This is a genomic window from Haloechinothrix alba, assembly GCF_900188115.1.
Classification (GTDB): Bacteria; Actinomycetota; Actinomycetes; order Mycobacteriales; family Pseudonocardiaceae; genus Haloechinothrix; species Haloechinothrix alba.
In genome coordinates this window covers 122,998-145,458 of sequence record NZ_FZNW01000003.1, presented here as the reverse complement: position 1 = coordinate 145,458, position 22,461 = coordinate 122,998, and the positions used below count along the sequence as shown (strand labels likewise).

Genomic DNA, 22,461 nt, shown 5'->3' with positions numbered 1-22,461 from the left:
GGAACTCCTCACATCGCGACTCGAGTCAGGCACAGCAGGCCTCCAGAACCATTGTTGCCAGCGCCCGGTCGGCGCTGCGGTGGCCGAGACCCGCCGCCGCATCACTCATTGTCCCCAATCGGCCCGCATCGGCCACCATCGGCACCACGTGCTCGGCCACCCAGTCCGGACCGAGCTCGGCGTCGTCAACGGTGATCGCCGCGCCTGCGCGCACCGCGGGTCGCGCGTTGACCTCCTGCTCACGATTCCCGTGCGGCAGCGGAACGAAGATCGCCGGAAGCCCGACGGCAGAGACCTCGGCCACCGTCATCGCCCCGGAACGGCACAGCACCGCATCGGCCGCCGCGTAGGCCAGGTCCATGCGTTCGAGGTAGGGCACCGTGACGTACGCGGGCGCACCCGGGGCCGCGGAAACGGTCAACGTGTTCTTCGGGCCGTGCGCGTGCAGCACGCCGATACCGGCCTCGCCGAGCGCGGTTGCCGCACCGGAGACTGCCTCGTTCAGGGAGCGAGCGCCCTGCGAGCCGCCGACGACGAGCAGGGTGGGAGCGTCCTGGTCGAGCCCGAAGTGCTCCCGTGCCTGCGCCCGCAGGCCCACCCGGTCCAGCCCCGTGATGGACTCCCGCAGCGGCATCCCGACAAGCTCGGCGCCCCGCAGCGGCGTACCCGGCACGGCAACCGCGACCCGTTCGGCAAGGCGCGCTCCGACACGATTGGCCAGGCCGGGCCGCTGGTTCGCCTCGTGCACCACGATGGGGACCCGTCCCCGCGCGGCGAGGTAGGCCGGCAGCGCCACGTAGCCACCGAAACCGACGACCACGTCGGCGCCCACCCTGTTGAGCACCTCCCGGGTCGCACGCACCGACCGGCGCACCTTCGCAGGCATGCGCAGCAGCTCCGCACCGAGTTTGCGGGGCATCGGCACCGGGGGGATCAGCTCGAGGGGGTAGCCGCGGTCGGGTACCAGGGTGGTCTCCAACCCGCGCTCGGTCCCCAGGGCGACCACCCTCGCCTCGGGGCGCAGCCGCCGTACCGCGTCGGCCAGCGCGAGCGCGGGCTCGATATGACCAGCTGTTCCGCCGCCGGCTACAACCACTGTGGGCGCCGTCACGTCCGTCCTCCACGTCCTCGTCGTCGTTGCCGTGCCATCATGCCCCGGGCCCGCGCGTTCCACCCGGCACACCCGCCTCCGTCAGGGGCGTCCCCGCCTGCCCGACCGCGAGTACGGCGCGCTCCTGGCCTGCCTGCCCGTATGGCTCCCGGGGCCACGGCGCCGCTGCGCAGTGGTGGGAGCCTTCTTCGCCGGGCCCCCACCCCGCTGACCGCCCCGCTGGCCACCCGCGCGGCTCGTCGCCTTCCGTCGCGACTGCGGGCGGTACGGCTCGGGAGCGGGCAGCCGCAGCAGCCTACCGAACTTGCCCGGTCCCTGGTTGCGCAGCGCGGCCACTGCCTCGGGTTCGTGGCGGGCACAGTTGGCGAGCACACCGAACACGAACATCGTGGCGACGAGGGAGGTACCGCCGTAGGAGATCATCGGTAGCGGGATTCCCGTGATGGGCAGCAGCCCCACGACGTAGCCGATGTTGATCCCGGCCTGCCCGACGATCCAGACCGTCAGGGTTCCCGCGACGATACGGATCCACGGGTCGAGGTTGCGTGCCGCCACCCGCAGGCCGACGATCGCCACCGCAGCGTACAACCCGATGACCACAGCGGCACCGATGAGCCCGAGCTCCTCACCGATGAGCGCGAAGATGAAGTCGTGATGCACGTTCGGCAGGTACTGCCACTTCGAGGCACCCTGCCCGAGCCCCGCGCCGAACAGTCCGCCGTCCGCCAGCGCGAACATCGCCTGCGTCGCCTGCCACCCGGTACCCTGCGGGTCCGCGTCCGGGTTCAGGAAGCTCATCACCCTGGCGAGCCGGTACGGCGCCACCACTGCGAGTACGGCCACGCCGAGCACAGCCGCGCCTGCCACGATCGCGAACAGCCGCTTCGGCGCGCCCGCGAACCAGAGCAACGCCAGCAGGACGACACCGAGGCTGACCGTGCTTCCCAGGTCGGGTTGGGCGATCACCAGAGCGAACATCACCAGTGCCACCGGCACGAGGGGGACGAGCAGATGCCGCCACTGGTGCAGCAGGGTGGACTTGCTGACCAGGATGTGCGCACCCCACAACGCCAGAGCCAGCTTGGCGATCTCCACCGGCTGCACGGACACCGGGCCGAACGCGAACGAGCGCTGTGCGCCGAACGCGACCGTGCCCATCGGGCTCAGCACGAGCGCGAGCATGCCGACGCTGAGCAGCAGCAGGACAGGAGCCATCTGCCGGATCAGGCGTAGCCGTACCCGCAGGCCGACCCAGAACACGACCGCGCCAACGCCCACGTACATCACGTGCCTGCCGAACAGCTCGTAGACGTGGCCGCCTGCCCCCGATGTCGGTGAGGAGGCGGACAGCACCATCACGATGCCGATCACGGTGAGCAGCCCACTGAGCGCTAGCACCAGGTGGAACGACGCAAGCGGCCGGGACAACCATGCCGTCAGCACGGTGCGCACGGCCACCAGTCGCGTCGCGACCGGCCCGCGGGACCTCCGGTTCCGCACCGTCTTCCCCTGCGCGTTTCGTCTCTCCGCGGCCACTGGCCTTACCCGCCCAGCGCACGTACCGCCTCAGCGAACGCCTCACCGCGGTGTGCGTAGCTGTGGAACATGTCCAGTGATGCGGCGGCGGGAGCCAGCAGCACGACGTCACCTGGCCGAGCCATCGAGCTTGCCGCACGCACTGCCGCGTTCATGGTTCCATCGTCACCCGAACGGCAGCGATTCACGGGAACATCCGGCGCGTGTCGCGCGAGTGCTTCGGCGATGACCTCGGCGTCCGCCCCGATCAGGACCGCGCCACGCAGCCGGTGGGCGTTCGAGGCGACAAGGGCATCGACCGTGGCCACAGAGGCCCCCTTGAGCTGCCCGCCCGCGATCCACACGACATGCTCGTAGGCAGGCAACGACCCGGCGGCCGCGTGCGGGTTCGTCGCCTTGGAGTCGTTGACGAAGCGCACCCCGCCGATCTCCGCGACCTGCACGGACCGGTGATCACCTGGCTGGAAGGCCAGCAGCCCCGCGCGGACCGCCCCGCGGCCGACGCCGTACGAGCGTGCCAGTGCCGCCGCGGCGAGCGCGTTGAGTACGTTGTGCGGCCCCGGCGGCATCACCTCGGACACCGCGCACAGCTCACCCCCGGCAGGGGCACCTCCCCCGGAGCCACTCCCGGGCACCGGGTGAGCGAGCCCTGTGTCGTCGAACGCGCGGTCGACGAGCATCTCCTCGTCGACCCCGAGCTCTCCCGCCCGCGGCACGGCTCCGGTGAACCCGACCCGACCGGCGCCCGCGGGTGCGTACTCCCCGGCCAGCCTCCGGGAGACCGGGTCATCGGCGTTGTGGACGGCGATCGTGGTCCGCTCGTGAATCCGCCCCTTCGCCGCTGCGTAGTCGTCGAAGGACCCGTGCCAGTCGAGATGGTCCTCGGCCACGTTGAGCACGACGGAGGCGTACGGTGCGAGGCTTCGACTCCAATGCAGCTGGAAGCTGGACAGCTCGACGGCAAGGACCGGGTAGCCCGCCCGCACGGCGTCTGTGACAGCGAAACCGACATTGCCGCAGGCCACGGCTTGCAGCCCCGCAGCGCGAAGCATCTCGGCGAGCATGCTCACCGTTGTGGACTTGCCGTTGGTCCCGGTCACGACCAGCCATGTCGGGGGCTGCTCGGCCGTGCGCCCGAGGCGCCAGGCCAGCTCGACGTCGCCTATCACGTCGATCCCGGCATCGCGAGCCGCCCGCAGCAACGGGCTCGACGGCCGCCAGCCCGGGCTGGTCACCACGAGGTCCGTCCCCTCGGCGGGCGAAGCCAGTCGCGGGAGGCACTCGGCACCGGTGCCCGCCACCGAGGCCAGCCGCTCCTCGTTCTCGTCGGTCACCGTGACAAGCGCACCGGACTCCACGAGCGCGCGCGCCACCGACAGCCCGGTCACTCCCGCCCCGGCCACCAGGACCCGACGACCCGTCCAGCTGTCCACGAGCTCACCCACCCACGGCAGCGAGCTGCTCGCTGTAGAACAGGCCGAGCCCGAACATGCAGCAGATCGCGGCCAGCAACCAGAACCGGATGATCACGGTCGTCTCCGCCCAGCCTGCGAGCTCGAAGTGGTGGTGGAACGGCGCCATCCGGAACAGCCGCCGTCGCGTGCTGCGAAAGACCGCGATCTGCACGACAACCGACACCATCTCGACCACGAACAGCCCGCCGATCACGATCGCGAGCAGCTCGGTCCGCGTGGTCACCGACAGGCCGGCGATCAGACCACCCAGCGAGAGGGACCCGGTGTCGCCCATGAAGATCTTCGCCGGTGCGGCGTTCCACCACAGGAAGCCGATACACGCTCCGGTCGCCGCGGCAGCGACCACGGCGAGGTCGAGGGGGTCACGCACGTCGTAGCACGCAGGCTGCGGGGTCTCCGCGCAGGCCAGGCGTGCCTGCCAGAACGAGATCACCACGTAGGTACCGAGCACCATCGACGCCGCACCACCGGCGAGCCCGTCGAGCCCGTCCGTGAAGTTCACCGCGTTCGACCATGCGGCGATCAGCAGGTAGCAGAAGAGGACGAACACCGGGATCGGGAACGCGATCACCGCGAGGTCACGCACGTAGGACAGGTTGGTCGACGCGGGGGACAGCCCGCGCTGGTCGGCGAACTGGATCGCCAGGATCGCGAAGGCCACCGCCACAACCAGCTGGCCGACCAGCTTCGACGTCTTGTTCAGCCCGAGGTTGCGCTGCCTGCGTACCTTGATGAAGTCGTCGAGGAAACCGACCAGTCCCAGGCCGCTGGCCAGAAGCAGCACGAGCATGCCAGAGGCTGATGGGCCACCGCCGTCGGCGGAGGCGGCCCACCGGAGCAGGTGTGCCACGCCGTAGCCCACCACCGTCGCCACGATGATCGAGACCCCACCCATCGTGGGCGTCCCGCGCTTCGACTGGTGGCCTTCCGGGCCTTCCTCCCTGATCTCCTGACCGAATCCCTGCTTGGAGAACGCCCTGATCAGGTACGGGGTGAACATGATCGAGACGAGCAGGCCCACCGAGGCTGCGATCAGGATGCTGATCACGCGTTACCACCGTCCCGCGGCACCGACACCTCGTGCGGGGAGCTCAGCAGCGCGTCGGCGACGCGCCACAGCTCGGCTACCTTGGAGGCCTTTACAAGGATCACGTCATCTCCTGTCAACTCGTCGCGGAGCAGCTCGGTCGCGGAGTCGGCGTCGGGAACGAGGATCGACTCCCGTCCCCAGGAACCTTCGTGGCAGGCTCCCTGGTGCATCGCGGCCGCCTGGTCCCCGACAACGACGAGCCTGTCGATGTTCAACCGCACGGCGAGCCTGCCGATCTCGTCGTGCGCGGCGACACTGTCCTCGCCGAGCTCGGCCATCGCGCCGAGGACCGCCCAGGAACGCCCACCCGAGGACCGGCGCGCTGCGCTCATCGACGCGAGTGTCTTCAGCGCCGCGCGTACCGACTCCGGGTTGGCGTTGTACGAGTCGTTGATCACGGTGAGGCCGTCCGCCCGCGTGTCGACCTGCATCCTGCGGTCGGACCGTCGCCGCACGGTCGACAGCCGCTGTGCCACCTCGTCGACGTCGCTACCCAGCTCGAGCGCGGTCGCCGCGGCCGCGAGGGCGTTGGCGACGTAGTGCTCGCCGTGCAGGGGCAGGGAGACTGCCGCCCTGCCCTGTGGTGTGACGAGGTCGAAGCGCGGGCGGGCATGCTCGTCGAGCCGGACCTGCTCGGCACGTATCTCGGCGCCCGCCGAGGTGCCCACCGTGACCACCCTGGCCGCTGTCCGTTCGCTCATCGCCGCGACGAGCGGGTCGTCGGCGTTGAGTACGGCTACCCCACCGTCGGCTGCGGCGGGCAAGGCCTCCACGAGCTCGCCCTTGGTCGCCGCGATGCCCTCACGGGACCCGAACTCGCCGACGTGGGCACTGCCGACGTTCAGCACAACGCCGATCCGCGGCGGGGCGAGCGCGGCCAGCTCCGCGATATGTCCCACCCCTCGCGCGGACAGCTCCAGGACGAGATGCCGTGTGGCCTCGTCGGCCCGCAGCACCGTCCACGGGTGCCCGAGCTCGTTGTTGAACGACCCCGGTGGGGCGATGGTCGGCCCGAGCGGTTCGAGCAGCTGCGCGATGACGTCCTTGGTGGATGTCTTTCCCGAGGAGCCGGTGATTCCGACGACGGTGAGCGTGCCCGCGGACAGCCGGAGCACGGCGTACCTGGCGAGCTTGCCGAGTGCCGTGAGGACCGCTGCGCCGGAACCGTCCGTGTCGCCTGCCAGCGCGACCGACCTGCTGCCGGCGGCCGCTTCCGGGGCCGGCGGCACGACGACCGCGGGCGCATCCACCTCGCGCGCGGCCAACACCCCGGTCGCACCTGCCGCGACCGCCGCCGAGGCGAAGGTGTGCCCGTCGACGCGCTCACCGGGCAGCGCGACGAACAACCCTCCCGCCGCGATCTTCCTGGAGTCGAACTCGACCGGCCCGGTCACCGGCTCGCTGCCATCGCTGCGATGCAACCTGCCACCGGTGATCTCGGCGATCTCCGCAAGCGTCAGTGTGATCACTCGTGCCCCTCGATTCGTCTGCGCAGGGCGGCCGCGAGCTCCTCTCGATCGGAGAACGGATGCACGACGCCGCCGACCTCCTGCCCCGACTCGTGTCCCTTGCCGGCGACGAACACGACGTCTCCCGGCGAGGCGATCGCGACGGCGTGGCCGATCGCCTCGCGGCGGTCACCGATCTCGACCACCTCACCGCCCTGTGACGGTCCGACCATCCGTGCGCCGGTGAGCATCGCCGACCGGATCGCCGCTGCGTCCTCGCTGCGCGGGTTGTCGTCGGTGACGATCAGGACGTCGCTGCGACGAACGGCCGACTCCCCCATCATCGGGCGTTTCGTGACGTCTCGGTCGCCTCCGCAGCCGAGAACCGTGATGACGCGCCCCGGCGTCTGCGCGCGCAACGCGTCGAGGGACAGCGCCACGGCTGCCGGCTTGTGCGCGTAGTCGACGACCGCCGTGAAGTCCTGCCCCTCGTCCACCCGTTCCATCCGGCCGGGAACCTGTGCCTCGGCGAGCCCGGTGGCGATGTGTTCCTGTGCGACCCCGACGGAGTCCAGCACGGCGGCCGCGAGCAGCGCGTTGGTCACGTTGAACTCGCCGGGCAGGTTCAGCGTCGTGCTGATCCGTTGCCCTGCCGGTCCGTACAGCACGACGGACTGCGCACCCGTGCTGCTCGTGGCCCGCAGCTCCGCGGTCCACGCCGCGCCCGTGGCCGGGTCGACCCCGACGGTGATCGTATGGGGACGGACGAGTGCCTGCCCCCACGCGCTGTCGACGACGACGATCTCCGTTGTCGCACGGCCGTCGAACAGGATGGCCTTGGCGTCGAAGTACTCCTCCATGTCCCGGTGGAAGTCCAGATGGTCCTGCGAGAGGTTGGTGAACGCACCCACCGTGAACCGCGTACCTCTCACCCGGCCGAGCGAGAGCGCGTGGCTGGAGACCTCCATCGGGACATGGGTGACCCCGTGCTCGAGCATCACGCCGAACAGGGCTTGCAGGTCCGGCGCCTCGGGCGTGGTGAAAGCGCTGGTGAGGCGCTCGCCGGCGACCCGGGTCTCCACGGTCCCGATCAGGCCCGTGCGCAGCCCGGCTGCCCGCAGTCCCGACTCCACGAGGTACACGCTCGTGGTCTTGCCCGACGTACCCGTGATACCCAGCACCGACAGCTGCAGGGACGGCTCACCGTAGATCCAGGCGGCCATGTCACCGAGCACGGCGCGCGGGTCGTCGTGCAGCACGACAGGAAGGTCACAGTCGCGCACCGTTTCCCGGTCGGCGCCGTCCTGGTCGGTGAGGATCGCCGCGGCGCCCGCGGCGATCGCCTCCGCCGCGAAGTCGGCCCCGTGCGCGTGGGCGCCGGGCAGCGCAGCGTACAGATCTCCCGGCCGCACCTGATGGGCACGCAGCGTCGCGCCCGTGACGGCGGTCTCCGTGCCCCCGCTGTCCGGGATCAGCCGCCCATCGGCCCGCGCGACAAGCGTCGTCAGCGGCACGGGTTCGGTGTGGCTCGGGCGGACAGGCACCGGTCCCGAGCGGCCTGGACCGTCCCCGCTCGCGTTTCCCGGTTCGTCGCCCCGACCTCGTCTCGGCGCACCAGCTTCGTCGACGGACACGAGCCGAAGGTTACCGGCGCGTCGTCCGCGCCCTGCAGCCCGGGATGGTTATCGCGTGTCGGTATCGCGTGCGGTATCCAGCAGCGGCTTCGCGAGGCAGACGCTGGCCGGATCCCACTTGTGCACCCCGTACGTGGGGATACCGGCGTAGCCGACCGAGGTGTACAGCTCCACCGCCTCCGGCTGTTCGGTCCCTGTCTCGAGCACCATCCTGTGCTTGCCTGCCTCACGCGCGGTGCGTTCCAGGACCCGCACGATCGTCCGCGCGAAACCCCGTCCCCGCGCGCCCGCGGCCACGTAGAGCCGCTTCATCTCCGCGTCCGTGTCGCGCAGCTCGCCTCCGAGCTCCTCGCCGGAGCGCCACCCGCCGCACGCCACCGGGTCGTTGCCGAGATATCCCACGAGGAACCGGCCGCGCGGCGGACTGAACTGCTCAGCGCTCACCGGCGTGTGATCGGCCTGCCCGTACCGGGCGAGGTACTCCTGCTGGATCTCCGAGATCAGCTTCTCGGCGTCCGGGTGCGTGAGGCTCCGGGGCTCCAGGCGCAGCTGCATGGGCTGAGATTAGCGCCAGTGCTGCCAGCCGCCGTCACCACCGGTGTAGGGACTGCCGTCTACGGTCACCGGGGTCGAGCCGGATCCGGCCGGCACGACCGACCCGATGCGCGTCCAGCCCTGCGGCACGCTGCCCTCCCCGGGGAACGTCGCGACGAGCGCGTGATCCTCGCCACCGGTCAGGACCCAGTGCAACGGGTCGGCGCCGAGCGCCGAGGCGACCTCGGCCAGCCTGTCGTCGACGCGCAGGTTCTGCGTGAGGATGTCGAACCCGACGCCGGAGGACGTCGCGAGATGCTCGACGTCCGCGAGCAGCCCGTCCGAGACGTCGATCATCGAGGTGGCGCCTGCCTCTGCGGCGGCGGCCCCCTCGGTGTAGGGAGGCTCGGGGTACCGGTGCGCGTTGACCACACCGACAGGGGAACGGAAGCCGCGACCGAGCACGGCCAGCCCGCCCGCGGCCCAGCCGAGCCTGCCGCACATCGCCAGGACGTCGCCCTCGCGAGCGCCCGAGCGCAGCACCGGTGCGCGGCCCTGCAGGTCACCCAGTGCTGTCACGCTGATCACGACCTGGTCCGCGGACACCATGTCGCCACCTGCGAGGCCGATACCGGCGCGTGCCGCCTCGGCCCACATCCCGTCGGCGAGCTCGGTAACCGTGCTGATATCGGTCGTGCCGGGACAGGCCAACCCCACGAGCACCGACGACGGGCGCGCACCCATCGCGACGACATCGGCGAGGTTGACGGCGACCGACTTCCTCCCGACGTGTTCCGGCTGCGACCAGTCGAGCCGGAAGTGCACTCCCTGCACCATCACGTCCGTGGTCGCTACCACCCTGCCGTCCGGCGCGGTGACGACCGCCGCGTCGTCACCCGGCCCGACCACGGTCGACTCCGGCTGGCTCCGTCCGCTGGTGACCGCATCGATCGTGCCGAACTCCCCGAGACTCGCCACGGTGCGATCTCCGGATCCTGTGTCCTTGCTCGGCTTCTGCACAGCTCACCCACCTGTCCGTTTCGACTCCCCGTGCTCCGTCACCGGCGACGGACGCTCCCGCGATGACCACGGTCGCACTACCCCAGTCTCCCCGCCCGGCCCGCACGGTCCGACGCGCCGTCTCCCCTCCCGGTCCCGTGCCGCCGGGCGGGGACTGCGGTGGCTCCGGCCACGACGGCGCCGGGCCGCGACGTTGCCCTGCCGTCGGATCGCCCACCCGTCGCACGCCGAGCAGGCGGCCGCGAAGGGCTGTTCACACGGTGGTGGACAGGGGGCCGCGACGGGCAGCAGGCGGCCGCCGACCGCGGGCGCGCAGCGCTACCAGGTGACCTGCGCACGATGTGTAGCCCAGCATATGAGTAACGTCCTCGGTGTACCCGTAGCCAGCAGCGGCGAGCCGCACTTGCGGGCGGCCCGCGTCTGTTGGATGGTGAATAACCCTCCGGGGTCGTTCCTACCGTGAACCAACCCGATCCGACGAAGGGACGCGCCGTGGTCAACGCATACATCCTCATCCAGACCGAGGTCGGTAAAGCAGCATCAGTCGCCGCGGAGGTAGCCACGATCCCCGGTGTCATCAGCTCGGAAGATGTCACGGGGCCGTATGACGTCATCGTGCGTGCCGAGGCCGAGTCGGTCGACGAGATGGGCCAGCTGGTGGTGGCGCGCATCCAGAACGTCGGTGGCATCACCCGTACCCTGACCTGCCCGGTCGTGCACCTGTAGGTCGTGATGTAGTGGTTCCGTGCCAGACGACACGGACCGTTCCGAGGACAGCACGCCGCCGCGCGCCCTGCTCGTCGTGGCAGCCGCCCTCGCCCTGACGCTTGCCGCCGCGGCGGCAGTGATCGGGCTGGTCTACGGATCGGAACCCGAGGACGAGCGCGCCGGGGACGGCTCCGCACTCGCCGTTCCCGGCGTTCCGGCCCCCGATGCCGACACGCAGGCGTGCGGCAGCGTGCTGGATGCCACACCCGACCGGCTCCCGATCGACGGAGACGGCGACGATACCGCCGACCGCCGGGAGCTCGCCGAGCCGGCGCCGCCCGCTACGACGGCCTGGGGCCTCGACGATCCGATCGTGCTGCGGTGCGGGGTCGAGCAGCCGGGAGAGCTCGCGCCTGACTCGCCGTTACGCGCGGTCAACGGGGTGGAATGGCTCCCGGTGGAAGGTGCGGGCTCGCACACCTGGTACGCGGTCGACCGCGGCGTCTACATCGCACTAACCGTTCCCGACAGCGCGGGCACGGGACCTCTCCAGGTGATGTCCGAGACGATCGACGGGACGCTCGACGCCCGCCCCGTCGAGGTGGAGTGACAGCGCGGGGCGAGCCGAAGGACTCCTTCGATACACACCACGCACCCGAGGAGCGCCTCGGCTCGCCCTCGCGCGACCGTCAGCGCAGCCCGGTTCCGCGAGCGAGCGCGGTCTCGATCAGGGTCGACAGCAGGGTCGGGTAGTCCAACCCGGTCACCGACCACATCTTCGGGTACGCCGAGGTGGTAGTGAATCCGGGCATCGTGTTGATCTCGTTGATACGCAGCTCGCCGTTCGCCTCGACGAAGAAGTCCACACGCGCCAAGCCCTGGCAGTCGAGCGCCCGGAAGGCGCGTACCGCTACCGCTCGTAGGCGCTCGGTGACGTCGTCGGCGAGCTTGGCGGGGATGTCCAGCTCGGCACCGTCGTCGAGGTACTTGGTCTCGAAGTCGTACCACGCGGCATCGTCGTCGCCGAGAACCCGGATCTCCGCAGGCAACGACGCCTCCACCCGCCCGTCCGGGAACTCCAGTACGCCGCACTCGATCTCCCTGCCGGACACTCCGGACTCGACGAGCACCTTCGGGTCCGTCTGCCTCGCGAGCTCCACGGCCGCAGGCAGCTCCTCCCAGCCGGACACCTTGCTGATGCCGATGGACGAGCCGGCACGGGCAGGCTTGACGAACGCGGGGAGACCTAGGCGCTCGCATTCGTGTCTGTCCAGAGTGGACCGACCGCGTGACACCTCGGCGTAGTCCACGATCGGCAGACCCTCGGCCACGAGGAGCTTCTTCGCGAACACCTTGTCCATAGCGGCCGCGCTGGCGAACACACCCGCCCCCACGTAGGGCAGGTCGGCCAGCTCCAGCAACCCCTGAACCGTGCCGTCCTCGCCGAAGGCACCGTGCAGCAGCGGGAACACCGCGTCCACCGAGGACAGCACATCGACCTCACCGCCAGGAGGCAGGCTCACCAGGTCCCTGCGTGTCGGATCGCCACGCAGGATCAGCTCGGTTCCGCCGTCCACGCTGGGCAACTGCTTGTTCGAGATCTGCAACGCCGCCGGGTCGTCGGTGCCGAGCACCCATCCCCCTTCCGGCGTGATACCGATCGGTACGACGTCGAATCGCTCGCGGTCCAGGTTCGCCAGCACGCTACCCGCAGAGACACACGAGATCGTGTGCTCGGTACTGCGCCCGCCGAAGATCACCGCCACCCGCGTCCTGCGCTCGTTCATAGTGGGCGACCTTACGCCCACCCGTGGCGATGCTCGCCACCCCATCGGGTCAGCCGGCAAGCACCTCGACAAGCGTACCCAGCGCCCCGGTCAAGGCCTGTCGGGAACACCCGGCGTAGCCGACCGCGACACCGTGCGTGGTGGCCGGGCCTGCGAAGTGCCGGGCGAGCCCGTCGAGCCGCACGCCGCGTTCGAGTGCGCGCTGCAACCGCTCGCGCTCCTCCTCCGCCGACGCCAGCGGCACGAGCAGGTGGGCCCCGGCATCATCGCCGAGCACGGGGACCTCGGCCGCCCGCAACGTGGCGGTGAGCATCCTGCGCCGCTCGGCCAGCTCCCTACGCACCCGCCTGATGTGCCGGCCGAGGTCGCCGTTCCTGGCGAGCTCGCCGACCACACGCTGCCCGGCAGGGGACGGGCGGGTGCCGGTACGCTCGCGATGCCCGAGCACTGCCGAGAACACCGGCGAGGGTGCGACCATCCAACCCGCGCCGAGCGTCGGGGTCAGGATCTTGCTCGTCGTGCCGAGATGCACAACCACATCCGGGGCGAGCGCGGCGAGCAGCGGAAGCGGCGCCACGTCGTAGCGCAGCTCACCGTCGTAGTCGTCCTCGAGCACGAGGAAACCTTCCGTACGGGCCCGTTCCACGAGCGCGACCCTGCGCGGGGCGCTCATCGTACTCCCCAGCGGGTACTGGTGCGCCGGCGAGCAGTACACGGCCTTCGCCTGCCGGGGGATGTCCTCGACGCGGATACCGTCCGCATCGACCGGCACGCAGACGACACGCACGCCTGCCGCGCGCAGCGCCTCGACGGCGCGCTGGTAGCCCGGGTCCTCGACCGCCACCACCTCGCCCGCGCGGAACACGCTCGCGGCCAGCTCGGCGAGGGCGCTCGTCGTGCCCGCGGTCGCGAGCACGCTCGCCGTGTCGGCACGCAGCCCCCTGTGACGCAGAAGGTGCTCGGCGATAGCCGCGCGGTAGCCCGCGATGCCTGCCCGGTGGGTGTACTGCGACGGCGGCGTGTCCGCAGCGGCGCGCCAGGCGCGGCGCCACGCCGCACGATCTATACCTTCCGCCCACGGCATTCCGGGGATCAGCTCGAGAAGCTCATCGTCCTCACCGGACTCAACACTCTGGACTGTCGGGTCGGTCCCGCCCTGTGACGGTGTGGTCGTCACGTAGGTTCCCGACCCGTGCCTGCCGGCGATCCATCCTTCGGCATGCAGCTGCTCGTAGGCTGCCGCCGTGACGGTACGGCTCACGCCGAGGCGCTTGGCCAACGCCCGGGTCGACGGCAACCGGTCTCCGCTGCGCAGGTGCCCGGTGGTCGCAGCGACCCGCAGCGCGTCCGCGAGCTGCACGGCCAGCGGCACACCGGCCGCACGGTCGAGCGTGACAGGGAGCACGGTATCGAGTAACGGCATCCCGACTCCTTACGCGGCCGTACGGGGTGCGGTCCCGCTGATCACGAAAGTGGCATTCCCATATCGTTTGATACTGGCCATTCAATAATGCCACGTGCGTGCCGCACGGTGGCAGACATGCCAGACATGCCGCTGTCCCCGACGGAACGCAGCACGCCCGGCCGGACGGCGCACCGAGCGCGCACGGACAGGCAGACGCTGTACGACATCCTCGACGCCGGATTCCTCTGCCACATGAGCCTGGTACGCGACGGTGCACCTGTGACCTTGCCCACCTGCTACGGGCGTGACGCCGACACCCTCTACCTGCACGGCTCGACGGGCGCGCACTCGCTGCGCGCCGCGGCGTCCGGAGTGCAGCTGTGCGTGGCCGTGACGCACGTGGACGGGATCGTCTACGCGCGAAGCCTCGTGCATCACACGCTCAACTATCGCAGTGCGATCGTGCACGGAACCGCGCACGTCGTCGATGACCGCGACGCCAAGCTGGCGGGCCTGCGGGTCATCACCGACAACATCACGCCGGGGTCCTGGGACTACGCACGCGAGACGACCCGCAAGGAGCTCGCTTCGGTGTCCGTGCTTGCCGTCCCGCTGGACGAGGCCTCGGCCAAGGTGCGCGACGAGGGGCCGGGCGACGAGGACCACGACATCGCCGACGGCACGCGCTGGGCGGGCACACTGCCCCTGCGGTGGGAGTTCGACGCCCCTGTACCGGCCACGGACCTTGCCGGGGACGTGCCGGTTCCTCGGCACGTCCTGCGGCGGCCCGGTTGAGCCGCCTGCACGTGCCGGGTCAGTCCCGCAGCGAGCGGACGGTACGCGAACCGTAGCGGTAGACGTGAATACTCACGGCCGGGTCGGGACCGTCATTACGCATCCGGTGCGCGTAACCGGGCCCGAACACCCGGGACTGGCCCGCGTCGAGCACGTGCGTGTGCACGCCGTCCACGTCCAGTTCGTCGGTGAGCCGCCTGCGCGCGACGACCTCGGTCAGCCGGCCGTTGACGACGGTGAACGCGCCGCTGGTGTCGCCGTGGTCGTGGATGTCCGTGCCCTGACCGGGAAGCCAGCTCATCAGCCACACTTCCTGGTCCGTTCCGGACTCGACCAGCACGGCAAAGCGTTCGGACGGGTCGTAACGGAGAAGGTCACGCCACCGCTCGCGTTCGGCGGCGAAGTCCATCGCTACGCGGACGGGGTGGCGCGGCGCCGAGCCGCTTCCGGGTTCGACGACAGTATTGTCCGGGACTGCGAACACAGCAGAGATCCTCGTTCTACGGCGGGAGTCGAAGGCGGCTCTGGTGAGACGATCACCGCGGGAGCATCGCCACGACGTACGGACGTGTGTTGGCCGTGATCAAGGACAGAGACACAGAGCGCTAGCGACACGTCGCAGGAAGACGGGACCGCTGTGGTTCGGGAAACGCTCGTACACGATTCCGGAGCATCGCAGGCCTGCCCGGCAGCGTCAAGCGGGACGGCCCGCCGAGTTGCCGATCCCACATCGCGGACACCTCGCACGCACCGGGCCCCTGCCGCGTACCTCAGTCCCACTCCGGCTTCTTGGCGCGACCGAGCAGCTCGGCGCCGACCTGACGAGGGCTGCGCCCGTCGTGGCAGAGCCGGTGCATCGCGTCGGTCAGCGGCATGTCCACGCCTTGCTCGTTGGCCAGCTCCCTGATCGACGAGCAGGACTTCACGCCTTCGGCAACCTGGCCACCGGTGGCTTGCTGTGCCTGATCCAGGGACTCCCCCTTGCCGAGCCGTTCGCCGAACGTGCGGTTCCGCGACAGCGGGGAGGAGCACGTCGCCACGAGGTCGCCGACCCCGGCGAGACCGGAGAACGTCAACGGGTCCGCGCCGAGCTTGGCACCCAACCGCGCGATCTCGGCGAGTCCACGCGTGATCAGCGTGGCCATCGTGTTCGTGCCGTATCCGAGGCCGGCCGCGACGCCGCAGGCCATCGCGATGACGTTCTTGCAGGACCCGCCCAGCTCGCAGCCGATGACGTCGGTGTGGGTGTACGGCCGGAAGTACTCGTTGAAGCTGGCCCGCTGGATCGACACGGCCCGCTCGTGATCGGTGCAGGCCAGCACGGCTGCCGATGGCTGCTCCCTGGCGATCTCGCGAGCCAGGTTGGGGCCGGCCACGACCACGACACGCCGCTCATCGACACCGGTGACCTCGACGATCACCTCGCTCATCCGCTTGAGCGTGCCCAGCTCGACCCCCTTGGCCAGGCTGACCAACGGCCCGCTGTCCGGAAGGAGCTCCAGCCAGCCGGACAGGTTCGCCCGCAGAGTCTGGCTCGGCACGGCGAGAACCACCGCATCCGCGCCGTCCAGCGCCCGCGTGGCGTCGCTCGTGGCGTGCAGGCTGTCGGGCAGGCGCACCCCAGGGAGGTACCGTTCGTTGCTGCCGCGCTCGGCGATCTCCTCGGCCAGCTCCGCGCGGCGAGCCCACATGGTCACGTCGCGGCCGGCGTCGGCAAGCACCTTGGCGAAACTCGTCCCCCACGAGCCCGCGCCGAGCACCGTGATCCGTTGCGGAACCGTTTCGTTCGTCGGCAACTCAGGCATCGTCCACCTGTGCTGACTCCTCCTTCGCCGGAGGCTCCTCACCACGAATCTCCGCGAGCAATGTGGTGACCTCCGACATCAGCAGATCTGTGACCTCGCGCAACGTCGCCGTACTGGCTTCCAACTCACGATAACCGGACAGGTCCACAGGGTTACCCACGTTGTATGTCACCTTCTTACGCGGGAACGGGCGGAACCGCTTCGCGTAGCCGTCGAGCACGAGGTTGGTTCCCCATCGCGCGATCGGTATCACCGGTACGTCGTTGTGCAACGCCAGCCGCGCCACTCCCGGGAACGCGTGCTTGGGCCATCCGTGCGGATCCCTGCTGATCGTGCCCTCGGGATAGATCACGACGACCTTTCCCTCGCGCAACGTGCGATGCGCTTCACGCAGCGCGTCACCTGCCCCCGTGGTACCGCGGTAGACGGGTATCCCGGCCGAGCCACGGAGAATCCGGCCGAGCAACGGGGTACGGAACAGGCTGGCCTTCGCCATGAATCGGGGCACCCGCCGCTGCCGGTGCACGAAGACCGCGTCCGTCACGGGGTCGAAGTGCGAAACGTGGTTGAGCACCAACAGCGCGGCACCGTGCCGCGGAACCCGGTCCGCCCTGCGGTACTCGCGTGCCGCCACCGCGCTCAACGGGTAGAACAGCATCGCCGTGAAGGCGACCCAGAACCCGCCCTTCTCTCGCCTGGCCAACTGACTGCCTCGTTTCTGCCTCTCGGTCCGCAGGACGGACCGGACCTGCCACGGCCGCACCACTGCCCGGGCAGTTGCGACCCGCTCCCGTCAAGTTTGCATTGTCCTCCCTGACCGCTGAGCCGCGGGTGAATCCCGCGGCTCGGATCGAGGCACGCCACGCCCGTCTCCCGCCGCGGCCCTCGTACGGGCACCGTCACACGGCACGGGATGTGCCCACCGCGCTCTGGTGCGGAACAATTGGGGTCGTGGGTAGCAGTGAGGACCGTACACAGGTACACAACGGCGAGGCCGCGCCGGGAGACAGCGGCGCGGGCGAACCCGCGGAACCGGTGGCCGAGCAGCGGCGCGAGCACGGTCCGGCCGGCTACAGCGCCGAGCAGGTCGATGGTCACCAACCGGGCCCCGAGACAGCCGCGGCAGCGGAGCCGGGGGCCGATGCCGTCCCGTACACCGGTGACATCCACTCGGTCCCCTCGGCCCCACCGGCCGTGACGCCCGCCGGGCCCGGCGAGCTGCTCGACTCGTTACCGGAGGACCGTTACCTCAACCGGGAACTGTCGTGGCAGGACTTCAACGCGCGCGTACTCGCCCTCGCCGAGGACGAGTCACAGCCACTGCTGGAACGCGCGAAGTACCTCGCCATCTTCGCTTCCAACCTGGATGAGTTCTACATGGTCCGCGTCGCGGGCCTCAAGCGCAGGCACGAGATGGGTCTGGGCGTGCGCAGCGCGGACGGTCTCTCCCCTCGCGAGCAACTCGCCTACATCGCGAAGCGCAACCAGGACCTGGTCTCCCGCCAGACATCGGTGTTCGAGGACCAACTCCGACCCGCTCTCGAGGAGGTCGGTATCCGGATGGTCCGCTGGCACGAGCTCGACGACACCGAACGCGCCCGGCTGTCGAGCTACTTCAACGACCACATCTTCCCGGTGCTGACCCCGCTCGCGGTGGACCCGGCGCACCCGTTCCCCTACATCTCCGGCCTGTCACTCAATCTCGCAGTGACCGTGCGCGACCCCGAAGCAGGCACGGAACGCTTCGCCAGGGTCAAGATCCCGAACAACGTCCTGCGGTTGATCCGCGTCGAGGAAGGCGACGACGAGCCCGGAACGACCTACCTGCCCCTCGAGGAGCTGATCGCTGCGCATCTCTCCGAGCTCTTCACCGGTATGGAGGTCATCGAACACCACGTCTTCCGCGTGACCCGCAACGCCGACTTCGAGGTCGAGGAGGACCGGGACGAGGACCTGCTGCAAGCTCTGGAACGCGAGCTCGCCCAGCGCCGGTTCGGCCGTCCCGTACGGCTCGAGGTCGAGAAGGACATGAGCGAGCACATGCTCGAGCTGTTGCTGCGCGAGCTCGAGGTCGACCCCTACGACGTCGTCGCCGTGCCGGGGCTGATCGACATGACCTGTCTCGAACAGCTCACCGCGCTCGACCGCAAGGAGCTGAAGTTCCCGCCGTTCGTTCCGGCCACCCACCCCGCGTTCGCCGAGCGGGAGACGCCGAAGAGCGTCTTCGCCACCCTGCGCGAGGGCGACATCCTCGTCAACCACCCGTACGACGCCTTCTCGACCAGCGTCCAACGGTTCATCGAGCAGGCCGCGAGCGACCCGGGCGTGCTGGCTATCAAGCAGACGCTGTACCGCACGTCCGGTGACTCGCCGATCGTCGACGCCCTCATCAACGCCGCCGAGGCGGGTAAGCAGGTCGTCGCCCTCGTCGAGATCAAGGCGCGCTTCGACGAGCAAGCCAACATCTCGTGGGCACGGACCCTCGAACGCGCGGGCGTGCATGTGGTGTACGGCCTGGTCGGGCTGAAAACGCACTGCAAGGTCTCCCTCGTGGTTCGCCAGGAGGGCTCGCGCATCCGCCGGTACTGCCATATCGGCACAGGCAACTACAACCCCAAGACAGCTCGCCTGTACGAGGATCTCGGCCTGCTCACCGCCGACGACGGCGTCGGAGCCGACCTCACCGACCTGTTCAACGTCCTGACCGGGTACGCGCAACAGGGCCAGTACCGCAACATCCTCACCTCACCGCACGGCATCCGGCGCGGCGTCCTCGGCTGTATCAGGGGCGAGACCGAACGTGCCAGGCAGGGCCTTTCGGCCGGTATCCGGCTCAAGGTGAACGCGCTGGTGGACGAGCAGATCATCGACGGCCTCTACGAGGCCTCCCAGGCAGGTGTCGACGTCGACGTCGTCGTACGCGGCATCTGCGCGCTCAAGCCAGGAGTGCCAGGACTGAGCGAGAACATCCACATCCGCTCGTTGCTCGGCCGGTTCCTCGAGCACTCCCGGATCTTCCACTTCGCAGGCGCCGGCCAGTACTGGATCGGCAGTGCCGACATGATGCACCGGAATCTCGACCGCCGTATCGAAGTTCTCGTCAACGTGATCGACGCCAAGCTGACCGAACAGCTCGACGAGATACTCGACTCCGCACTCGACCCGGCGACGCGATGCTGGGTACTGACGTCCACCGGGGAATGGACACCCTCACCGTCATCCGGTTCGCAGGTTCGCGACCACCAGACAGAGCTGCTGAACAAGCACAAGGCGATGGGCTGAAGCGATGGCCGGGCAACCGGATGTCGTAGTACAACCCGACCGATGAACGAGTGCACGGGTCATTCGGACCGCGGGAAGGATAGAAGGTGGGTTCACCCGAGAGACAGCTCACGACTCGCGCCGCAGGTGCCGTCGTTTGGCGACGGGATCAGCACGACCGCACCGAGATCGCGGTCGTGCATCGCCCGCGTTATGACGACTGGTCCCTGCCGAAAGGAAAGATCGACCGGCACGAGACCAGTCCGGCGGCGGCGGTGCGCGAGGTGGCCGAGGAGACCGGCCGGTCCTGCGTCCTCGAACGCTTCCTGACGACGGTGGGATACACGATCCCGGCAGAAGACGGCGAGGGTACGGTCCCGAAGTCGGTGAACTACTACAGCGCGAGAGCGACAGGGGGTACCTTCGTCCCCAGCTCCGAAGTAGACGAGCTGCGCTGGATGGAGGTCGCCGAGGCGCGGCGCGTGCTGAGCTACTCCACCGAGATCGGCGTCCTCGACGAGTTCACCTCGATCCCGGCCGGCTCAGCGACCCTGCTGCTCGTCCGGCATGCCAAGGCAGGCAAGAAGGAGAACTGGGACGGCGACGACGATCTCAGACCGCTGTCCAACGCGGGCCTGCGCCAGGCCGAGGCGCTGGCGGAGCTGCTACCGCTGTTCGGCCCGGACCGTGTCCATTCCGCGCCCCGCCTGCGCTGCGTACAGACTGTGCACCGTATCGCGGACGACATCGGGTGCGAGGTCGTCCACGAACCGCTGCTGTCCGAGGAAGGTTACACGCAGGACCCCGACAAGGGGATGCAGCGCCTGCTCGAACTGGTCAGCGGTGGTGGTACGCCACTGGTGTGCAGCCAGGGTGGCGTCATTCCGGACCTGGTGAGCACGCTCGCAGCGCGTGACGGCCACACGCTGCGGAGCACGCCTACCAAGAAGGGATCGTTGTGGGTGCTGACGTTCACCCCACATCCGGACGGTTCGGGACCGATGCTGCGCTCCGCGCACCACCTGCCGAACCCGCTACCGGCACCGGATCGCTGACGACGACCGGAACGAGGCAGAACTCGCTCCCGCGAACAGCCCCGCTGTGGCATCCCGGCCCGCCACAGCGGGGTCTTCCCGTCTCCTGCGCGATCAGCCCCAGCCGACGTTCCCGAGGCTCGTGCGACGTCGAGAACGCACGACCGGCGTCGGGGCCTTCGCCTCCCGGGCGGCAACGGTCACGACTCGACCGGCACACGCCCCGCGGGAACGCTCGTGCTACTTCTTCCGCGTGGTCGTCGTCCGCTTCGCCGCCGACTGCTTCGTCGCCGTCTTGGTCGAGCTCTTCGCGGTCGACTTCGGCGACGCATTCGTCGACGATGCCGTCGACTTGGACGCCGTCTTGCTCGTCGCCTTCGGAGCCGACTTCGACTGCCCCTTGGCCGCCGTCGTCGTCGAGCTCTTCTTCCCCGTCGTGCCGGACGCCTTCCCGGTAGTCGCCTTCGCGGTGCTCGCCTTCGTCGTGCTTGCCTTGGCGGTGCTCGACTTGGCGGTGCTCGACTTCGTCCCGGTCTTGGACGCGGTCTGTGCCGCACCCTTCGCCGTGCTCTTCGTCGCGGCGGCCTTCTGACCCGACCTGGCCGTCGTCTTGGCGGCCGTGCCACCGGCGGCCGTAGCACGCTTGGCGGTCGGGCGCGTGCTGGTTCCCGGCGATGCCGGCGCACGGGTCGCCGAGGAACGAGCGGCTGCCGTCTTGGTGGCCGACGACGACCGCTGAGTGCTCGCACGCGGCAACTTGCGCTTGCCGCTGACGACTTCCTTGAACGCGGTACCAGGGCGGAACGCAGGCACGTTGGTCTTCTTCACCCGCACCGTCTCGCCCGTCTGCGGATTCCTGGCCGTGCGAGCCGCGCGTGACCGCTTCTCGAAGGCCCCGAATCCGGTGATGTTGACCTTCTCTCCCTTGTTCACGGTACGAATGATGATGTCGACGAGGTTGTCGACGGCCTCACTCGCAACCTTCTTGTCACCGATGCGCTCGGAGAGCGCTTCAACCAGATCCGTCTTGTTCGCCATTCCAGTCCTCCGAAGAACCTTGCTGTCACGGCCCTACCGGCCGACTCAAATCGCCACGGTATTAGGAACAGCCTACAAATTCCACACGACACGGCCCTAGATCCCCTGCAACTTTGGCGAACTACCCCCCATTGGAGGGAACGGAGAACGTGCGTGGAGGGGCGAACACGGCCGGTATCAGCCGGCGTGGGCTTCGGTGGTCGTGGGTTTCCAGGCAGGCCGAGTGCCTTCGAAGGCGTCTATCTCCGCCGCGTGGCGCAGGGTCAGCGCGATGTCGTCGAGTCCTTCCATGAGGCGCCAGCGGGTGTAGTCGTCGATGGTGAAGGTCGTGACGAAGTCCTTCGCTCGCACGGTCATATCGGCGAGGTCGACCGCCACCTCGGTGCCCGGCTCGTGCTCGAGGATCTTCCAGATCTGCTCTACATCGGACTGCTCGCACTCCGCGGTGAGCAGGCCCTGCTTGCCGGCGTTACCCCGGAAGATATCGGCGAAGCGCGCGGAGATGACCACCCGGAAGCCGTAGTTCATCAGGGCCCACACGGCGTGCTCGCGGGAGGATCCGGTACCGAAGTCCGGGCCGGCCACGAGGACGCTTCCGTGACGGAACGCCTCCTGGTTCAGCACGAACGTCTCGTCGTGGCGCCACGCGGCGAACAGGCCGTCCTCGAAGCCGGTCCGCGAGACGCGCTTGAGATACACCGCGGGGATGATCTGGTCCGTGTCTACGTTGGATCTACGGAGCGGGACCCCGATGCCGGTGTGCTGGGTGAATGCTTCCAT

General features: G+C 69.4%; 20 protein-coding genes and 1 pseudogene. 6 read left to right on the top strand and 15 right to left on the bottom strand.

Going from position 1 to position 22,461, the window contains the following annotated elements; genetic code table 11:
* Positions 1–25: 25 nt before the first annotated feature.
* The 8 genes from murG to CHB84_RS03365 all read right to left on the bottom strand — a co-directional run bounded on the left by murG (position 26) and on the right by CHB84_RS03365 (position 9,848).
* Positions 26–1,111 carry an undecaprenyldiphospho-muramoylpentapeptide beta-N-acetylglucosaminyltransferase gene (murG, locus tag CHB84_RS03400; RefSeq protein WP_245818525.1) on the bottom strand — a complete coding sequence of 362 codons (1,086 nt, stop codon included), beginning with the start codon at positions 1,109–1,111 and terminating at the stop codon, positions 26–28.
* A gap of 81 nt (positions 1,112–1,192) precedes the next feature.
* Positions 1,193–2,611 (bottom strand): putative lipid II flippase FtsW, encoded by a 1,419-nt coding sequence (gene ftsW / locus CHB84_RS03395; protein WP_245818524.1) that lies wholly within the window; start codon positions 2,609–2,611, stop codon positions 1,193–1,195.
* 41 nt (positions 2,612–2,652) lie between these two features.
* On the bottom strand, positions 2,653–4,080 hold the full coding sequence (gene murD / locus CHB84_RS03390) for a UDP-N-acetylmuramoyl-L-alanine--D-glutamate ligase (RefSeq protein ID WP_089300107.1): 1,428 nt from the start codon (positions 4,078–4,080) through the stop codon (positions 2,653–2,655).
* 4 nt (positions 4,081–4,084) lie between these two features.
* Positions 4,085–5,170 (bottom strand): phospho-N-acetylmuramoyl-pentapeptide-transferase, encoded by a 1,086-nt coding sequence (gene mraY, locus CHB84_RS03385; protein ID WP_089299989.1) that lies wholly within the window; start codon positions 5,168–5,170, stop codon positions 4,085–4,087.
* Positions 5,167–6,681: a UDP-N-acetylmuramoyl-tripeptide--D-alanyl-D-alanine ligase gene (locus CHB84_RS03380; protein ID WP_089299988.1), complete on the bottom strand. Its 1,515-nt coding sequence runs from the start codon at positions 6,679–6,681 to the stop codon at positions 5,167–5,169. The genes mraY and CHB84_RS03380 overlap by 4 nt, the downstream gene beginning before the upstream one ends.
* On the bottom strand, positions 6,678–8,204 hold the full coding sequence (locus tag CHB84_RS03375; protein WP_089299987.1) for a UDP-N-acetylmuramoyl-L-alanyl-D-glutamate--2,6-diaminopimelate ligase: 1,527 nt from the start codon (positions 8,202–8,204) through the stop codon (positions 6,678–6,680). Before CHB84_RS03375 ends, CHB84_RS03380 begins: the two co-directional genes overlap by 4 nt.
* A gap of 138 nt (positions 8,205–8,342) precedes the next feature.
* Positions 8,343–8,849 (bottom strand): GNAT family N-acetyltransferase, encoded by a 507-nt coding sequence (locus tag CHB84_RS03370; protein WP_089299986.1) that lies wholly within the window; start codon positions 8,847–8,849, stop codon positions 8,343–8,345.
* Between the two features lie 9 nt (positions 8,850–8,858).
* Positions 8,859–9,848 (bottom strand): thiamine-phosphate kinase, encoded by a 990-nt coding sequence (locus tag CHB84_RS03365; protein ID WP_089299985.1) that lies wholly within the window; start codon positions 9,846–9,848, stop codon positions 8,859–8,861.
* A 492-nt stretch (positions 9,849–10,340) separates the two neighbouring features.
* Between CHB84_RS03365 and CHB84_RS03360 the strand changes: the two genes are divergently transcribed.
* Together CHB84_RS03360 and CHB84_RS03355 are read left to right on the top strand one after the other, a co-directional pair.
* Positions 10,341–10,574 carry an Lrp/AsnC family transcriptional regulator gene (locus CHB84_RS03360; RefSeq protein ID WP_089300106.1) on the top strand — a complete coding sequence of 78 codons (234 nt, stop codon included), beginning with the start codon at positions 10,341–10,343 and terminating at the stop codon, positions 10,572–10,574.
* Positions 10,575–10,593: 19 nt separating this feature from the next.
* Positions 10,594–11,166 carry a DUF3515 domain-containing protein gene (locus CHB84_RS03355; protein WP_089299984.1) on the top strand — a complete coding sequence of 191 codons (573 nt, stop codon included), beginning with the start codon at positions 10,594–10,596 and terminating at the stop codon, positions 11,164–11,166.
* 79 nt (positions 11,167–11,245) lie between these two features.
* On the opposite strand, the gene CHB84_RS03350 is transcribed toward CHB84_RS03355, so the two are convergent.
* Together CHB84_RS03350 and pdxR are read right to left on the bottom strand one after the other, a co-directional pair.
* On the bottom strand, positions 11,246–12,343 hold the full coding sequence (locus tag CHB84_RS03350; RefSeq protein WP_089299983.1) for a D-alanine--D-alanine ligase family protein: 1,098 nt from the start codon (positions 12,341–12,343) through the stop codon (positions 11,246–11,248).
* A gap of 49 nt (positions 12,344–12,392) precedes the next feature.
* Positions 12,393–13,766, bottom strand: a complete 1,374-nt coding sequence (pdxR, locus tag CHB84_RS03345) for a MocR-like pyridoxine biosynthesis transcription factor PdxR (RefSeq protein WP_089299982.1) — start codon at positions 13,764–13,766, stop codon at positions 12,393–12,395.
* A gap of 117 nt (positions 13,767–13,883) precedes the next feature.
* On the opposite strand from pdxR, the gene CHB84_RS03340 reads away from it, so the two are divergent.
* Entirely contained in the window at positions 13,884–14,543 is a 660-nt protein-coding gene (locus CHB84_RS03340) for a pyridoxamine 5'-phosphate oxidase family protein (RefSeq protein WP_089299981.1), read from the top strand.
* Positions 14,544–14,562: 19 nt separating this feature from the next.
* On the opposite strand, the gene CHB84_RS03335 is transcribed toward CHB84_RS03340, so the two are convergent.
* The 3 genes from CHB84_RS03335 to CHB84_RS03325 all read right to left on the bottom strand — a co-directional run bounded on the left by CHB84_RS03335 (position 14,563) and on the right by CHB84_RS03325 (position 17,051).
* Positions 14,563–15,027, bottom strand: a complete 465-nt coding sequence (locus tag CHB84_RS03335; protein WP_089299980.1) for a cysteine dioxygenase — start codon at positions 15,025–15,027, stop codon at positions 14,563–14,565.
* Between the two features lie 286 nt (positions 15,028–15,313).
* Complete coding sequence (locus CHB84_RS03330) at positions 15,314–16,339, bottom strand: NAD(P)H-dependent glycerol-3-phosphate dehydrogenase (RefSeq protein ID WP_245818523.1); 1,026 nt, start codon at positions 16,337–16,339, stop codon at positions 15,314–15,316.
* A 1-nt stretch (position 16,340) separates the two neighbouring features.
* Positions 16,341–17,051, bottom strand: a complete 711-nt coding sequence (locus CHB84_RS03325; RefSeq protein ID WP_089300105.1) for a lysophospholipid acyltransferase family protein — start codon at positions 17,049–17,051, stop codon at positions 16,341–16,343.
* Between the two features lie 248 nt (positions 17,052–17,299).
* Here CHB84_RS03325 and CHB84_RS03320 point away from each other — a divergent pair, with 248 nt between their 5' ends.
* From CHB84_RS03320 to CHB84_RS23975, 3 genes are all read left to right on the top strand, one after another.
* Positions 17,300–19,630: an RNA degradosome polyphosphate kinase gene (locus CHB84_RS03320; RefSeq protein WP_245818522.1), complete on the top strand. Its 2,331-nt coding sequence runs from the start codon at positions 17,300–17,302 to the stop codon at positions 19,628–19,630.
* Positions 19,631–19,716: 86 nt separating this feature from the next.
* Positions 19,717–20,664: an NUDIX hydrolase gene (locus tag CHB84_RS03315; protein WP_089299978.1), complete on the top strand. Its 948-nt coding sequence runs from the start codon at positions 19,717–19,719 to the stop codon at positions 20,662–20,664.
* Between the two features lie 216 nt (positions 20,665–20,880).
* Positions 20,881–21,522, top strand: coding sequence for a pentapeptide repeat-containing protein (locus CHB84_RS23975; protein ID WP_425432272.1), 642 nt, complete (start codon positions 20,881–20,883; stop codon positions 21,520–21,522).
* On the opposite strand, the pseudogene CHB84_RS23410 reads toward CHB84_RS23975, so the two are convergent.
* Positions 21,427–21,681 (bottom strand): annotated as a pseudogene (locus CHB84_RS23410) (HU family DNA-binding protein); the annotation flags it as partial. The gene CHB84_RS23975 and the pseudogene CHB84_RS23410 overlap by 96 nt on opposite strands.
* A 177-nt stretch (positions 21,682–21,858) precedes the next feature.
* A complete protein-coding gene (leuD, locus tag CHB84_RS03305; protein ID WP_089299976.1) occupies positions 21,859–22,461 on the bottom strand; it encodes a 3-isopropylmalate dehydratase small subunit in 603 nt (200 codons plus the stop codon).

Excerpts from the sequence above, each read along its gene's own strand:
- CHB84_RS03340 (WP_089299981.1), top strand. The coding sequence starts at position 13,884 with ATGCCAGACATGCCGCTGTCCCCGACGGAACGCAGCACGCCCGGCCGG.
- CHB84_RS03350 (WP_089299983.1), bottom strand. The coding sequence starts at position 12,343 with ATGAACGAGCGCAGGACGCGGGTGGCGGTGATCTTCGGCGGGCGCAGT.
- leuD (WP_089299976.1), bottom strand. The coding sequence starts at position 22,461 with ATGGAAGCATTCACCCAGCACACCGGCATCGGGGTCCCGCTCCGTAGA.
- CHB84_RS03370 (WP_089299986.1), bottom strand. The coding sequence starts at position 8,849 with ATGCAGCTGCGCCTGGAGCCCCGGAGCCTCACGCACCCGGACGCCGAG.
- pdxR (WP_089299982.1), bottom strand. The coding sequence starts at position 13,766 with ATGCCGTTACTCGATACCGTGCTCCCTGTCACGCTCGACCGTGCGGCC.